Below are 14,096 nucleotides of genomic sequence, written 5' to 3' on the forward strand. Positions count from 1 at the left end.
GCGGCCTAATCTAACGCTGTGATCGTGCAAGAGCCCGGTGTGACCCGGTTGCTGGCATCGCCGGCATTCCGGCGTTCGCAGTTGGCTGCCGCGGCCATCGCGGAGGACCCGCGTGCTCTGCAGAAGCTGCTCCACCAGGTCGAGACCCACGCCTTCGGAGTCGGCCGGCTGAAGGACACCTCCAGTGGCGTCGACGTTGACATTGCCTGCGCGGTCGTGGAGGCGCACATCGAGGAGCTGCTGGAGGGTGCCGGGAGCGGACCCGCAGACCGGTCGTGCGACGAGGACGCGCACCATCGCCTGGTGGTCGCCGCGCTGCACTACCTGGTCATGGACGATGACGTCATCCCCGACGCGGGGCCCCTGGGGCATCTCGATGACGTGGCCATCCTGCGATGGGTCACCGGGGTGGCGCGCGCCAACCTGTCCGTCCGCTGAGTCTCAGATCGGGCGCTGCTGCAGCATCCGCACCACGCCACGGCAGGCGGACTCCACCTCCTGCAGACAGCGCTCGAAGTCGTCGATCTCGCCGAAGTACGGATCGTCCAGCTCGGTGTTCCCCGCCCGCACGGCCGCATCGTCGAAGGACCGCACCAGGGCGATCTTCGCCGGGCCGCTGCCCAGCCGCTCCAGCTTGTGCACGTGTCCGTTGTCGGCGGCCAAGATCAGATCACGACGCTCCAGGTAGGTCGAGTCGATCTGGCCGGCGCGGTGCGCGCTGCCGTCGTATCCCGCCCGCTCGAGCACCGTGAGAGTGCGCGGATCGGCAGGGTCGCCGACGTGCCAGTCACCGGTGCCCGCTGAGTCCACTGCGACGCGGTCGCTCAGACCCGCGTCCTCGATCATCGCACGCAGCACGATCTCGCCCATCGGAGAGCGGCAGATGTTGCCGCTGCACAGGAAGCAGATGCGGTATGCGGTGTCGGCGGCAGGCGTGTCCATGGGCCTATGTCATCACACCGCACTCGTCTGGGGCCCGGTGGCGCGTCAGGTGCCGTCGGCGAACAGTGCGGCGTAGCGCGACAGGTACAGCGGCCACCCGGCATCGCCGCCGATGGCGTCGGTGATGCCCTGCCAGCCCGAGCCGTGCCGGTCGATGTTGCGGTGCTCCAGCTCCACCCGCGTGCGCCCGGGCGTCTCGGCAATGAAGCGGACCTCGACCTCGCTGGTGTTTGCGGGGTCGGCCTCGAGCTGCCACTGCGGCCCGATGTCCCAGCTGAACACCACCCGATCCGGCGGCTCATAGGCCAGGACTCGAGCCCAACGACATTCGCTGCCGTCGACGCCCCGGTCGTAGAGGTGCCCGCCGACCCGTGGTTCGAAGACGGACCGCTCGATCGGCACGGCGAGCAGATTGTGCTCCGGTGGCTTGAAGTCACCGAACTGCTCGGTGAACACGGTGAAGGCGCGCTCGATCGACGCCTCGACGACGATCTGACGGCGGACCACTGCGGTTTCCGTTGTGCGAGTCATGGCTTCTCCTGGGTCGGTCGTTCCTTGGCCGGTTCTTCCACGGCGTCCTGATAGCCGCGAAGCGCGCGGCCCCAGTACGTGTCGAGCTGGTCACGCATCGCGGCCACCCCCTCCGGATTGAGCCGATAGAGCCGGCGGGTTCCCGCCGCCCGGTCGGTGACCAGCCCCGCGTCCTTGAGCATCTTCAGGTGTTGCGACACGGCGGGTCGGCTGATCGGCAGCTGCTCGGCAAGCTCGCCCACTGCACGTGGCCGCTGCGCCAGGCACTCGACGATGGCGCGCCTGGTGGGGTCTCCCAACGCCGCCCAGCTGAGAGCCGGATCGTAAGTCGTCACGAACCGTAAGTTACTACTTACGGTTTGTTGCGGTCAAGGGCAACGGTTACAGCGACAGCCGCCTGGCGCCGTCGGCCGGCTTCGCGGTGAATGCCACGGGTTCGGCGTGGCCGGCCCGGGTCGCGGCGGCCGCGCAGGCGGTGGCGATCGGTCCTGCGGCGTCCTGCTCGACCAGCGCGATCACGCAGCCGCCGAAGCCTCCCCCGGTCATCCGGGCACCGTGTGCGCCGGCGGCGATCGCGGCCTCCTGGATCGTGTCCACGGCGGGCACGGTGATCTCGAAGTCGTCCCGCATGGACGTATGCGAATCGTTCAGCAGCGTGCCGATGCGTCGGGGATCGTCTCCGGACCGGAGCATCTCGGCCACCAGCTCGACGCGATGGCTGTCGGTGATCACGTGCCGCGCCCGGCGGGCCAGCAGCTCCGGCAGCTTGGTCAGCGTGGTGTCCAGTGCCTCGACGGGCACGTCGCGCAGCTCCTTTACCGCAAGCCGCAGGGCGGCCTCCTCGCAGGACTGCCGGCGCTCGGCATACTCTCCGTCGACCAGCGAGTGCGGCGCCCGGCTGTCGATGACCAGCAGCGAGAGACCGAATGTGCCCAGCGCGAAGGGAATCTGGGCAACGTCGACCGATCGGGTGTCGATCTGCATGGCATGGCCGGCTCGGCCGCAGACCGACGCAAGCTGGTCCATGACGCCGGTGGGTGCACCGGCGATCTCGTTCTCGGCATCGCGACCCAGCGCGGCGATCGTGGGGTCGTCGAGCGACCAGCCCTGCAGGTCGGCCCATGCCTTGGCGGTCACGCAGGAGAGCGCGGCGGAGGAGGACAGGCCGGAGCCGCTCGGGACGTTCGAGCGCAACGCGATGTCGAGTCCCTGCACCGGCAGCCCGCGCTCGGCGGCCGCCCAGCCCACTCCGGCGACGTAGGCGGCCCAGCCCAGGTCGCTTCCGGGATGCACAGTGGTCAGGTCGATCTTCCGAGATCCCTTGCGGCCCTTGACATTCGCGCTACGCACTCGCAGACTTCGGTCCTCGCGCCGCCGCACGGCCGCAACCGTGCCGATCGGAAGGGCGATCGGGAGCACGAACCCGCCGTTGTAGTCGGTGTGCTCGCCGATGATGTTGACGCGGCCCGGTGCCCACCAGACTCCGTCCGGCTCCCCGCCGTATGCGCGATGGAAGACCTCCAGCGCGTCAGACTCGTCGATCGCTCGCGGCGGCTGGAGTGGGCCGGTCACGAGGCGGCGTCCCGCAGCCGCTCGGCCAGCTGCTCGGGTAGTCCGTCGTTGACGAACGCGCCCTGCCCCGACTCGGATCCGGCGAGATACTTGATCTTGCCCTCGGCGCGGCGCACGGAGTAGAGCTCGAGGTGCAGCCAGGCCTGCTCGCGGTGCTCACGAACGGGAGCCTGCTGCCAGGCGGCGATGTAGGGCGTCGGTGGGGTGTAGGCGCGGTCGAACCGCTGGAGAATGTCGAGATAGACCGCGGTGAAGTCATCGCGCTGCGCGTCGTCCAGTCCGGGCAGGTCGGGCACCTGGCGCTTGGGGTAGAAGTGCACCTCCATAGGCCACCGAGCCGCGAACGGCACGAATGCGATCCACTCGCTCGAGTCGATGAGAACCCTTGAGCCATCGGCAATCTCGGCCTTGATGGTATCACCGAAGAGGTTACTGTCGTGCTCGGCGGCGTAGGCCTCTGCCCGGGTCAGCTCCGTCAGCGCCCGTGGCGGGATGAAGGGGTAGGCATAGATCTGGCCGTGCGGATGCTGGAGCGTCACGCCGATCTCGACGCCGCGGTTCTCGAACGGGAAGACGTGCTGGACGGTCTCGATCCCCGACAGGTCGCGGGTCCGGTCGGCCCAGGCATCCACGACCAGACGCGCCTCAGCGCTCGAAAGCTGGGCAAACGACGTGTCGTGGCTGCTCGTGAAGCAGATGACCTCGCAACGGCCCGCGCCAGGGCGGGTCTGCTCCAGGCCCTCCAGGTTCGTCACCGAGGTGTCGTCCAGATAGGTGGACAGGGACGGGAATCGGTTCTCGAAGGCGACGACCTGGTAGTCGCTGGAAGGGACTTCAGACAGGCGCCCGTCGGTGGTCGGGCACAGCGGGCACTGGTCCGCCGGGGGCATGTAGGTGCGCGACTGACGATGTGACGCGACTGCGATCCACTCGTCGGTCAGTGGATCCAGGCGCATCTGCGAGGTGCTCGTTGCCTGCGCCAGATCGCGCCGGTCCGGGACGGCCACCCGCCGGGTGCCGTCAGCGTCATACCAGATGATCTCGCGCCCGTCCGCGAGCCGACCTGTCGTGCGCTGCATCACAGATGCACCCATCCTTCTGCCAGGGACTGGAACTGTGCCGGGTCCAACTGGGCCGCGCCCGCAGGGACCCCACCGATGAGGAACCCGCCGGCCAGGTCCGAGAGCTCTTCGACGTTCGTCTTGGCGGCGAGATCCGGTGTGGGTGACTGAGAGCCAACGACCACGCCGAGGAGATCAAGGCCCCGGTGCGCCAGCGCCTCCAGCGTCAGGGCGGTGTGGTTCAGCGTGCCGAGGCCCTCTTGAACGACCACGACGAATCCGACGCGCAGCTCGCCGGCGCCAAGGGCAGCGGCGATGCTCGTGAGGTCGCCGCCTTCGGAGTCCAGGTGCACGAGCAGCCCGCCGGAGCCTTCCACGAGCACGACGTCGTAGTTGTCGCTGCGGGCGAGCGTGCCCACGGACGCGGCGTGCTCGGCCACCGTGGGGATCGACAGTCCGGCCCGCCGGGCCGCGACGTCAGGGGCCAGCGGGTCGGGCAACCGCACGTTTTCGAAGGTGGCGATGCCGGGGCCCGCCAACCGGGTGACTTCGGCCATGTCGCCGGGTTCGCCCGGCTGCAGGCCGGTTTGAGCAGGTTTGACGACCGCGACCCGTTGGTGACGCGCATGCAGCGCCGCGGCAAGCGCCGCAGTGACCACGGTCTTGCCCACCTCCGTGCTGGTGCCGGTCACGCACATGATCGGGCAGGGCGTGACGGGGTCGGTGGGCCGGCTCGGCGGGGTGCTAGTCATGGCGGGATCGCCTCACGACCTCGCGCAGTGCAGCTGCGCAGAAGTCCAGGTCGGTTTCGGACAGGTTGGCGTGGGCGGTCAGCCGCAGCCGGGAGATGCCGTCGGGGGTCGACGGCGGCCGGAAGCAACCGATGCGTATGCCGTGTGCGGCGCAGACATCGACCGCGGCCAGCGCCGCGTGGGGGCTCGCCATCGGCACCGACAGCACGGCGCCATCCGGATGCGCGACCTCGCAGGCCGTGGCCAGGCGGTCGGCCGCGATCTGGACGCGCTTGACCAGGTCGGGCTCCTGCGCCAGCACCTCAAGGGCGCCGATCGCGGCCCCGGCCGACGCCGGAGCGAGCCCAGTGTCGTAGATGAAGGGGCGCGCCGTGTTGACCAGGTGCTCGCGCACGATGTGCGAACCGAAGAAGGCGCCACCTTGGGCGGCAAGCGACTTGGACAAGCTGGTGGTGGCGACCACCCGCTCGTGATCAGCCATCCCGAGTGAGCCGAGCATGCCTTCGCCCCGGTCGCCGATGACGCCGATCGCGTGCGCCTCGTCGACCATGAGCAGCGCGTCATGCCGCTCGACCAGGTCGAGCAGCTCGAGCAGCGGGGCCTGGTCGCCCAGCACCGAGAAGATGGACTCGACGACGACGAGAGCTCTGGGTTGGGTGCGGCCGGCGAGCGCGTGGGCAACCGCCTGCACGTCCTTGTGCGGTACGACCTGCACGGTGCCGCGGGCCAGGCGGGCCGCATCGACGATCGACGCGTGGTTGTGCGCATCGGAGATGATCAGCGTGTCGCGGTCGGCCAGCGCGGTGAGCACCCCGAGATTGGCGTGGTAGCCGGTCGAGAAGGCGAGCGCGGTGGCCGCACCGGTGAGCGACGCGATCGCCCTCTCGAGCTCCTCGTGGACCCGCCAGGTGCCGGTGACCAGGCGCGATGCCCCCGCTCCGGCGCCGAACTCCTCGGCCGCCGCGATCGATGCGGAGAGCACGCGTTCGTCCCGGCGCAGGCCCAGATAGTCGTTGCCCGCGAGGTCGATCAAGTTGCGTGACTTGTGGACGACCAGACGCCGCGTCAGTCCCGCGGTGTCGCGGTCCGATGCGGCCTGTGTCAACCACTGCGTGAAGGAGTTCACCCGTGCACCTCCTGGATGGCCTCCACCATTGCACGGCCGATCAGCGCAATGTCATCTGCGTCGCTCACAAAAGGTGGCATCGCATAGACCAGGTCGCGGAACGGGCGCACCCATACGCCACGTCGCAGGGCCGCCGCGATCACGCGTTCGACGTCCACCGGCTCGTGCAGCTGGATCACGCCGACGGCGCCGAGCGTGCGCACGTCCCGGACGCAGTCGAGCGCCCGCGCCGGGTCGAGCGCCTCGTCCAGCTCGGCTTGCATGCGCTCGGTCCGCTGCAGGGTGTGCGAGCCGATGAGGTCGAGGCTGGCGCAGGCGACGGCACAGGCCAGCGGGTTGCCCATGAAGGTCGGCCCGTGCATGAGCGCGCCCGCGCTGCCCGAGCTGACCGCCTCGGCGACCGCGCGGGTGCACAGCACTGCGGCAAGGGTCAGATATCCGCCGGTGAGGGCCTTGCCGGTGCACATGATGTCGGGCACCACCGCGCAGCGATCGGCGGCCCACATCGTGCCGGTGCGCCCGAGACCGGTCGCGATCTCGTCGAAGATCACCAGGGCTCCCGACTCGCGAGCGAGTGCGGCCAGCAGCGCCACGGCCTGCGGCGGATAGATGTGCATGCCGCCGGCGCCCTGCAGCACCGGCTCCAGGACGACCGCGGCCACGTCGTCGGCATGCTGCGCATACAGCGCTCGCACCTGCCGCTCCCACTCCGCGTAGGTGGGCGTGTCGGCATCCAGCCCGGCCGGCGGTCGCGGGGCGAAGACCTGCTGCGGCAGCACGCCGCGAAACAGCGTGTGCATGCCGTCCAGCGGGTCGCAGACGCTCATCGGCGCCAGCGTGTCGCCGTGGTAGCCGCCGCGGATGGTGAACATCGTGCGGCGTGGGCGACCGGCGGCCGCATGCGCCTGCCAGGCCAGCTTGAGTGCCACCTCGACGCTCACGGAGCCGGAGTCGGCGAGGAAAACCTGCTCCAGGGGTGCGTAGCCGTCCGCGCGAGGTGCCCGCTCGGTGAGGGCCCGCGCCAGCCGGATCGCCGGTTCGTTGGTCAGGCCGCCGAACATCACGTGCGACATCCGCTCCAGCTGGTCGCGAGCGGCCGCGTCCAGCTGCGGCACGGCATACCCGTGCACGGCGCACCACCACGACGACATCGCGTCGACGACCTCGCGCACCGTCCCGTCGGTCTCGCGCAGCCGCAGCCGGATGCCGTTGGCGGACTCGACCAGTCGGGTGGTCGAGGGTGCGAGCGCGGAGGAGTAGGGGTGCCAGACGTGTGCCCGATCGAAGTCGAGCAGATCGGTCACCTGCGGCGTGGCGAGGGGCTGGTGCACTTCATCATCCAATCAGGGGCTGCCGACGGTGATGGCCGGAGGCAGCGCCTCCGGCCATCAGACGGTGCATGCGATGTCAGTCCTTGCGCCGAGCGATGCGCGCGATGTTGAGCGCCACCTCGAGCAGGATCCGGACCACGCCGACTACCAGCACGAGCCAGACGAGGTCGGTGACGGTGTTCACGATCGCGGTGCCCGTGCCCATGTGCTTGATGCTGGCGCCGCCGCCGAGGTCTTCGCTGCCGAAGTTGTAGAAGAGGTTCGACAAGAAGTGCAGCACGGCCCAGACGATCACGCCGAGGAAGACCAGTGATGACAGCTTCTCGGTCAGTGACTTCTTGAACTGCAGGTCGCTGAAGAGATCGCCGAGGCCGTCGCCGGCACCGCTGGCAACACCGGTTGCACCCGAGGTGAACTGGGACCCGAAGCCGCGCTGCTGCTGGGGCGGCGCCTGGCCGTAGGCGTGGTCGGTGGACTGGCCGTACGCCTGCTGCTGGCCGTAACCGCCCTGCTGGGGCTGCACCTGGCCGTAGGACTGGTCGGTGGACTGGCCGTAGTTCGCCTGCTGGGGCTGCTGCTGGCCGTAGTCCTGGGCCTGGCCGTAGGCGTGGTCGGTGGACTGGCCGTACGCCTGCTGCTGGGGCTGCTGCTGGCCGTAGTCCTGGGCCTGGCCGTAGGACTGGTCGGTGGACTGGCCGTAGGTTGCCTGCTGCGGCTGTGCCTGGGTGTAGCCCTCGTCGGCGGTCTCGCCGTAGGACTGCTGCTGAGCGGTGTGCTGGTCGTAGCCCTGTCCGAGGCTTCGCGCTTGACCCTGCTGAGGCTGGTACCCGCCGTACTGAGGCTGGTCCTCCTGGGCGTTGTCGCCCTCGTTCCAATCGCCGTTCGTCGGCTGAGACATGGTTCCTCCTTGTCGGCGACCCGCGGCCGCTTCGGTGGTCTGTGCAGCACGGATGCGGCCGGACGACCGTATCCGCCGCATCGATGACTGATCTTTAGGCTATGCGAGACCCGGCGACGAATGCGTCAGGCCGTGTCGCGAGCAGGTAGCGGCCCACCCGGTCGGGGTGACCTGCACCTTCATCCGCCGGCGGCACTGGCCGCAGTAGCGCGGTGGTTCGAGCTGTAGGGCCAGCCCGCAGCCGGTGTGATCGACGCCGCCGACGTCCAGCGGTTCGCCGCAGTGCCCGCAGTACCCCGCAGTGTCCTCGGCCACGGTCAGAGGGTCGCGTTCAGGGCCTTGATCGGCATCTGCAGGTCGTCGAGCAGCTCGAGGTCCTGGCGCGGGTCGCGGCCCAGGGTCGTCAGGTAGTTGCCGACGATGACCGCGTTGATCCCGCCGAGCAGACCGTCGCGGGTGCCCAGGTCGCCGAGCGTGAGCTCACGGCCGCCCGCATACCTCAAGATGGTGCGCGGCAGAGCCAGCCGGAAGGCCGCGATGGTCCGCAGCGCGTCCTTGCTGTCCATCATCGGCAGGTCGCCGAAGGGGGTGCCGGGGCGCGGGTTGAGGAAGTTCAGCGGCACCTCGTGCGGTTCCAGCGCGCCGAGCTGGGAGGCGAGCTCCGCACGCTGCTCGAGCGACTCACCCATACCGACCAGGCCGCCGCAGCACAGCTCCATCCCGGAGTCCTTGACCATCTGGCAGGTGCTCAGTCGCTCCTCGTAGGAGTGCGTGGTCACCACCTGCGGGAAGTAGGACTCGGCGGCCTCCAGGTTGTGGTTGTAGCGGTGCACGCCCATGTCGACCAGGTCGTCGACCTGCGCCTGCGTCAGCATGCCGAGGGAGGCGGCCACCTGGATGTCGACGGCTTCCTGGATCGCGTTCACCCCGTCGCGCATCTGCGTCATCAACTTGTCGTCCGGCCCGCGCACCGCGGCCACGATGCAGAACTCGGTGGCCCCGGTCGCCGCCGTCTGCTGCGCGGCGCGCACGAGCTCGGGGATGTTGAGCCACACCGAGCGCACCGGCGAGCTGAAGAGGCCGGACTGGCTGCAGAAGTGGCAGTCCTCCGGGCAGCCGCCGGTCTTGAGCGAGATGATCCCCTCGACCTCGATCTCCTCGCCGTTGTATTTCAGCCGCACCTCGTGGGCCAGCGCCAGCAGGTCCTCCAACTGGTCGTCGCCGGTCTGCAGGACCTCCACCAGGTCGTCGTAGCCAAGCCGCTCGCCCTGCACGAGGACGCGATCGCGTGCGCGGTCGAGGATGGAGGTGACATTGGTGGTCGAAGTCATGACCGTCATTGTCCCGGACCGAAGGCCGGTCGGCGATCCGGGTCCACCCGCCGGACGAGGTGGGCCGAGGTCGCATATCGACGCCGGCGATGCCCGTATGCGGGGTGGTGGCGTCATCGACCTGTGGATAACTCCGGAAGGCGTCCCCGATGCTGGCACGGTCATACGTATCACTCGGCGACCTCTGGATCCGACCCGGCCCTTCAGCCTCGCGCAGGCATGGGAGGCCGGGATCTCCCGCTCGGCCCTGGAGTCCGCCGGATACCACCGGCTGATGCACGACTGCTACCTGCGCCGATGTGCCGGTGACCCAGCGCATTCTGATCGATGCCGCGTTGCTGGTCATGCCGAACGCCTGGTGCGTCACCCATCACACCGCGGCTCGGCTGCTGCGCGGGGTCGTGCCCGACTCCTGTGTCGTCCACCTCGGCGGAGGTCGTTCGATCACGTCGAAGCGTGCCGAGGTGCAGGTGCATCGCTATGAAAGTCGTCCCGAGACGACGCTCGTGCGGGGAGTCCGGGTGACGTCGCCGGTGCGGACCGTGGAGCTGGATCTGGTGGATCTCGTGGTGCTCGCCGACTCCCTCGCTCGGTACGACGAGAAGCTCCCCGCACAGCTGGTGGCGGCCGCTTCACTGAGCACCGCGCGGGGCGCGAAGCGCGCCCGGCTGGCGGCGGCCCTGACGCGCACGGGGGCCGAGTCGACGCACGAGTCACGGCTGCGCATGCTCATGGTGGTGGCCGGCCTACCCGAACCGGTCCTCAACCTGGAGCTGCGCGACGACGAGGGCAGGGTTCGCTATCGCATCGACCTGTCCTATCCGCCGGCCCGCCTCGCGATCGAGTACGACGGCAGGCATCACGCCGCTCGATCCGACGTGGCGGCGCTACTTCCCGGGCCGTCTCGGTCCGTGACCGCATATCGACGCCGGCGATGCCAGCATGCGGCGCGTCACTCGTCGGTGAGGTTCTGGCGGTAGGCGTAGGTCACCAGGGCCGCGCGGCCGATGCAGCCGGTCTTGGCGAGCAGGTGGTTGACATGTGTCTTGACCGTGCTCATCGACACCACGAGAGACCGCGCAATCTGAGCGTTCGACAGACCCTGGGCGACCAGTCGCAGCACCTCGACCTCGCGCGCGGTCAGGCCGTCCGGGAAGGCGGTCGGGGAGCCGGGCGGGTCCGGGGTGGACGTCGACGGCCCGGCGAGCAGCGCGCGCATGGCCTTGGCATCCAGCAGGGACCGTCCGCCGGACACCGTGCGCAACGCGGTGGCGATGGTCTGCGGGTCGGCGTCCTTGTTGAGGAAGCCGAGCGCGCCGGCCCCGACCGCCTCCCGGATCACCCGGTCGTCGTCGTAGGTCGTGAGCGCCACGATGCCGGGCCGTTCACCTCGCTCGCGCACTCGGCGGATGCCCTCTAGCCCGCCGATCCCCGGCATCCGCAGGTCGGTGAGCAGCACGTCCGGATCCAGCTGGGTCACCAGGTCGAGCGCCTCCTCGGCGGAGGCGGCCACACCGACCACCTCCAGGCCGTCCATCAGCGACAGCATCGAGCGCAAACCTTCGCGCACGACGGTCTGGTCGTCGGCGAGCACGACACGGATGCTCACGGCATACCTCCCGATGAGTGCGGCCACGTCATGGTGACCAACCAACCATCCGCGTCGATGCCGGCGGTGAAGAAGCCACCGGCGCCCTGAATGCGCTCCTGCAGACCGGCGAGGCCGTAGCCACCGCTCGGGTGACGGCTCGTGGGAAACCTTGCTGCCTCTCCTTCGGACAGCACCTGGACCCCATTGGGAGAGAAGGTGACTCGCACCGGCCGCCCGGCCGCGTGGCGCAGGGAGTTGGTCAGCGACTCACGCAGCACGCTTTGTGCGAGCGCTGTCCACTGCGCCGGCACGGCGGCCGGCTCGCCACGGGTCGTGATGTGCAGATCGACGGTGCTGCGCAGCCGGTCAGTGGTCTCGCTCCACCACCGACCAAGATCCTCGGCCGGGTCCGACACCGGAGCCTGCGTCGCGCCATGCAGCGACTCGACTGCCTGTCGCGCACCGCCCAGACCTTCCTTGGCCAGGTCGGTCGCCGCCGACAGGCGATGCTGCAGCTGCGGCGACGCCTGCTCCTGCCGAGCCTCGAGAGTCGCCGTCTGCAGGCTGACGATGAGTCCGGACAGGGTGTGCGCGAGCACGTCGTGCAACTGAGCGGCCACCTGCTGCTGGCGCTGCGCGGTCGCGGCCTTCGCGCGCTCGTGCGCGATGACCAGCTGCTGTGCCTCCGCGAGGTCGCGGGCCTCGCTTTCCGCCCTGCGCAGCCAGATCCAGCCAAAGACCGCAAGGACCGCGATCAGGTTGATGAACAGGGCGGACCCGCTGTGATTGATCTGCCAGGACGCATAACCCAGCGCCACCGCCGGCGGGACGCTCAGCGCGGCGGCGCGCCAGGAGCGTCCGCAGCTGCCGGCAAGAACGACGGCGACGAACGGCATCCAGGTCAGCGACGCGTTCGGCAGGACTGCGACCAGAGCGGTGATGCTGGCGACTATCACCAGCAGGGCGTCCGTCCGCAGGTGCGGCGGAAGAATGCCCATGTTCAGCCGAGCGGTGGGCATCCCCTGCCCGAAGGTCACGGCGAGCAGAAGCACGACCACAAGGAGCCAGGCCACCACGACCCGCCAGGTGTCCAGGGACGTCGAGGGTGGGATACCGGTGGCGCTCGCGGTCGACCAGACTGCGGCGGCCATGAGGAGCAGTCGAGTGACGCTCATGCGGGGTCCTCGCGAAGTACCGAGCGGCAGCGAGGACTTCGTGGGGTGCTCATGCGGGGTCCTCGCGAAGTACCGAGCGGCAGCGAGGACTTCGTGGGGTGCTCATGCGGGGTCCTCGCGAAGTACCGAGCGGCAGCGAGGACTTCGTGGGGTGCGTCTCATGCCCGCTCGCGCGACTCGGGCACGCATCTGACGGTCGTCTGCAAGGTCACGTAGTCACGGTATCGAGGCCGGCGACGGTTCGGCAGCATCTCCACCCGGGTTCAACCCGCGCTCGAACCACGGGTTGACGACCTGGGCAGCGGATCTTGGAAATGTAGGACGCATGAACTCCTCCGCACTGATGACCGCCGTCACCGTCGTAGCTGTCCTCGTGTTTGTCGTGGTCCGACAACTACGTCCCCGTGCCCTTCGAGACAACCCGTTGAAGCTGCCGCTCGTGCTGGGCGCCATCGGCTTGTTCAATGCGCAGAGCTATCTGGTGGATCACGCGACGCTGTCCGTAGGCGACGTGACCGGTGTCGTCGTCGGGCTGGGTCTCGCCGCGGTCATCGCCTGGCCACGGTCTCGTTCCATGCAGGTCTACCAGGGCGCGGACGGCACGTGGATGTGCCGTGGTTCGGCCTCGACCATCGGCTGGTGGCTGGCCGCGGTGCTCGCCCACCTGGTCGCCGCGATCGGCATACCCGCCCTCTTCGGCGAGGGTGTGCACGGCATGTCCGGGCTGGAGAACTCGACGGTGATGATCTATCTCGCGGTCACCCTCGGTATGCAGTTCTGGTTCCTGCACGAGCGTCGCCAAAGTGCAGACCTTGTGACGGATGGCACAAGTGGCCGGTCAGGGTTCACCCTGAGCAAGCCTTGAGGGCACCCTGAAACCCCGTCCTGTGCCTTGTAATAAGGGTTTTCGCGGAAGCATGGTAGGGGGTTGCCAAGCGCTCCGGCGCACCTGCCCGCCGGGCAGTGAGAGAAGGACCACAGATGTTCAATTTGCACTTTGGGGCAATAGAGGGCAAAACTGATCTCATGACCGAGATCCCCACCCTGACGCTCGCGAGTGTGGACTCCTTCGAGTCGGCGCTCACGGTGCTCGTGGCTCCGCCGGAGGACGCCCGCACGATCAAGCGGCGCCAGGCGGCGCGACGCGTCACCTATTGCGCCCAGCGGCTCGCGGTCGAGCGGGGCTACGAGGAGTTCACTCTGGACGACCTGGCGCAGGAGGCCGGCGTCTCCCGCCGGACCCTTTTCAACTACTTCCCGGGCAAGCTCGAGGCCGTGCTGGGCAACCCGCCGCGTCTGGCGCTCGCCGACGTCGAGGCCTTCCTCGAAGGTCGCCCGACCGGCAACCTCATGCACGACCTGAGCGTGCTGGTGCTTGCGCTGCTCCAGGACGAGGACCTCGCCAAGGATGAGTGGGTCACCACCCGGCGGTGCTTCGAGCGCAACCCGAAGCTGCTGGTCGCCGCCATGGGCAAGTTCCACAAGATCGCCGCCGCGGCGCAGCAGCTGATCGCCAAGCGGGAGGGCGTGCCCGCTGACAGCGCGCGCGCCCGCATCTGCGTCGGTCTACTGGCCGGACTCTTCGACGTGTCCATCAACGAGTTCGTCGAGAGCGAGGACCGCCGCACGGTCGCCGACACCTACATGGACAACCTCAAACTTGCCAGCCGGCTGCTTCGGGACACGGCCGACTAGCCACTCCCGAGGGAACAGCATGGCGGGCCCGTACCTCGGGGGAACGGGCCCGCCGGAAGCACCCTCCGCGACGCAGCGCACTTCACTGATC

17 protein-coding genes are annotated in these 14,096 nt (G+C 69.0%); 4 read left to right on the forward strand and 13 right to left on the reverse strand.

Annotation, left to right across the window (positions count from 1 at the left end; translation table 11 throughout):
- Positions 1-18 precede the first annotated feature (18 nt).
- The gene (locus tag FGL98_RS04075) at positions 19-438 is read left to right on the forward strand and encodes a DUF1232 domain-containing protein (protein WP_146315468.1); all 420 of its coding nucleotides are present in this window, start codon (positions 19-21) and stop codon (positions 436-438) included.
- Positions 439-441: 3 nt separating this feature from the next.
- Here FGL98_RS04075 and FGL98_RS04080 read toward each other — a convergent pair whose 3' ends face one another.
- The 11 genes from FGL98_RS04080 to bioB all read right to left on the reverse strand — a co-directional run bounded on the left by FGL98_RS04080 (position 442) and on the right by bioB (position 9,544).
- Positions 442-942 (reverse strand): low molecular weight protein-tyrosine-phosphatase, encoded by a 501-nt coding sequence (locus tag FGL98_RS04080; protein ID WP_146315469.1) that lies wholly within the window; start codon positions 940-942, stop codon positions 442-444.
- 45 nt (positions 943-987) lie between these two features.
- The gene (locus FGL98_RS04085) at positions 988-1,473 is read right to left on the reverse strand and encodes an SRPBCC family protein (protein ID WP_146315470.1); all 486 of its coding nucleotides are present in this window, start codon (positions 1,471-1,473) and stop codon (positions 988-990) included.
- The gene (locus FGL98_RS04090) at positions 1,470-1,808 is read right to left on the reverse strand and encodes an ArsR/SmtB family transcription factor (RefSeq protein ID WP_186525965.1); all 339 of its coding nucleotides are present in this window, start codon (positions 1,806-1,808) and stop codon (positions 1,470-1,472) included. Before FGL98_RS04090 ends, FGL98_RS04085 begins: the two co-directional genes overlap by 4 nt.
- 46 nt (positions 1,809-1,854) lie before the next feature.
- The gene (galK, locus tag FGL98_RS04095) at positions 1,855-3,045 is read right to left on the reverse strand and encodes a galactokinase (RefSeq protein ID WP_146315471.1); all 1,191 of its coding nucleotides are present in this window, start codon (positions 3,043-3,045) and stop codon (positions 1,855-1,857) included.
- Positions 3,042-4,124, reverse strand: coding sequence for a galactose-1-phosphate uridylyltransferase (galT, locus tag FGL98_RS04100; RefSeq protein ID WP_146315472.1), 1,083 nt, complete (start codon positions 4,122-4,124; stop codon positions 3,042-3,044). The genes galK and galT overlap by 4 nt, the downstream gene beginning before the upstream one ends.
- Entirely contained in the window at positions 4,124-4,858 is a 735-nt protein-coding gene (gene bioD / locus FGL98_RS04105; protein WP_146315473.1) for a dethiobiotin synthase, read from the reverse strand. Before bioD ends, galT begins: the two co-directional genes overlap by 1 nt.
- Positions 4,851-5,984 (reverse strand): 8-amino-7-oxononanoate synthase, encoded by a 1,134-nt coding sequence (locus FGL98_RS04110; RefSeq protein ID WP_146315474.1) that lies wholly within the window; start codon positions 5,982-5,984, stop codon positions 4,851-4,853. The genes bioD and FGL98_RS04110 overlap by 8 nt, the downstream gene beginning before the upstream one ends.
- A complete protein-coding gene (locus FGL98_RS04115; protein WP_146315475.1) occupies positions 5,981-7,315 on the reverse strand; it encodes an adenosylmethionine--8-amino-7-oxononanoate transaminase in 1,335 nt (444 codons plus the stop codon). The genes FGL98_RS04110 and FGL98_RS04115 overlap by 4 nt, the downstream gene beginning before the upstream one ends.
- A 76-nt stretch (positions 7,316-7,391) precedes the next feature.
- Complete coding sequence (locus tag FGL98_RS26180; protein WP_146315476.1) at positions 7,392-8,213, reverse strand: DUF4282 domain-containing protein; 822 nt, start codon at positions 8,211-8,213, stop codon at positions 7,392-7,394.
- A gap of 99 nt (positions 8,214-8,312) precedes the next feature.
- Positions 8,313-8,528, reverse strand: a complete 216-nt coding sequence (bsaP, locus tag FGL98_RS04125; RefSeq protein WP_246136359.1) for a biotin synthase auxiliary protein BsaP — start codon at positions 8,526-8,528, stop codon at positions 8,313-8,315.
- Positions 8,529-8,530: 2 nt separating this feature from the next.
- Complete coding sequence (gene bioB / locus FGL98_RS04130; RefSeq protein WP_146315478.1) at positions 8,531-9,544, reverse strand: biotin synthase BioB; 1,014 nt, start codon at positions 9,542-9,544, stop codon at positions 8,531-8,533.
- 305 nt (positions 9,545-9,849) lie between these two features.
- On the opposite strand from bioB, the gene FGL98_RS04135 reads away from it, so the two are divergent.
- On the forward strand, positions 9,850-10,524 hold the full coding sequence (locus FGL98_RS04135; RefSeq protein ID WP_146315479.1) for a hypothetical protein: 675 nt from the start codon (positions 9,850-9,852) through the stop codon (positions 10,522-10,524).
- Here the strand turns inward: FGL98_RS04135 and FGL98_RS04140 are convergent.
- Positions 10,497-11,153, reverse strand: a complete 657-nt coding sequence (locus tag FGL98_RS04140; RefSeq protein ID WP_146315480.1) for a response regulator — start codon at positions 11,151-11,153, stop codon at positions 10,497-10,499. The two genes, FGL98_RS04135 and FGL98_RS04140, sit on opposite strands and share 28 nt — an antisense overlap.
- The gene (locus FGL98_RS04145; RefSeq protein WP_146315481.1) at positions 11,150-12,310 is read right to left on the reverse strand and encodes a sensor histidine kinase; all 1,161 of its coding nucleotides are present in this window, start codon (positions 12,308-12,310) and stop codon (positions 11,150-11,152) included. Before FGL98_RS04145 ends, FGL98_RS04140 begins: the two co-directional genes overlap by 4 nt.
- 325 nt (positions 12,311-12,635) lie before the next feature.
- Here FGL98_RS04145 and FGL98_RS25215 point away from each other — a divergent pair, with 325 nt between their 5' ends.
- Positions 12,636-13,175: a hypothetical protein gene (locus tag FGL98_RS25215; RefSeq protein WP_186525966.1), complete on the forward strand. Its 540-nt coding sequence runs from the start codon at positions 12,636-12,638 to the stop codon at positions 13,173-13,175.
- A gap of 161 nt (positions 13,176-13,336) precedes the next feature.
- On the forward strand, positions 13,337-14,005 hold the full coding sequence (locus tag FGL98_RS04155; protein ID WP_186525967.1) for a TetR/AcrR family transcriptional regulator: 669 nt from the start codon (positions 13,337-13,339) through the stop codon (positions 14,003-14,005).
- Positions 14,006-14,096 lie beyond the last annotated feature (91 nt).

The sequence above is a fragment of the Leekyejoonella antrihumi genome (genome assembly GCF_007845645.1).
GTDB classification, from domain to species: domain Bacteria; phylum Actinomycetota; class Actinomycetes; order Actinomycetales; family Dermatophilaceae; genus Leekyejoonella; species Leekyejoonella antrihumi.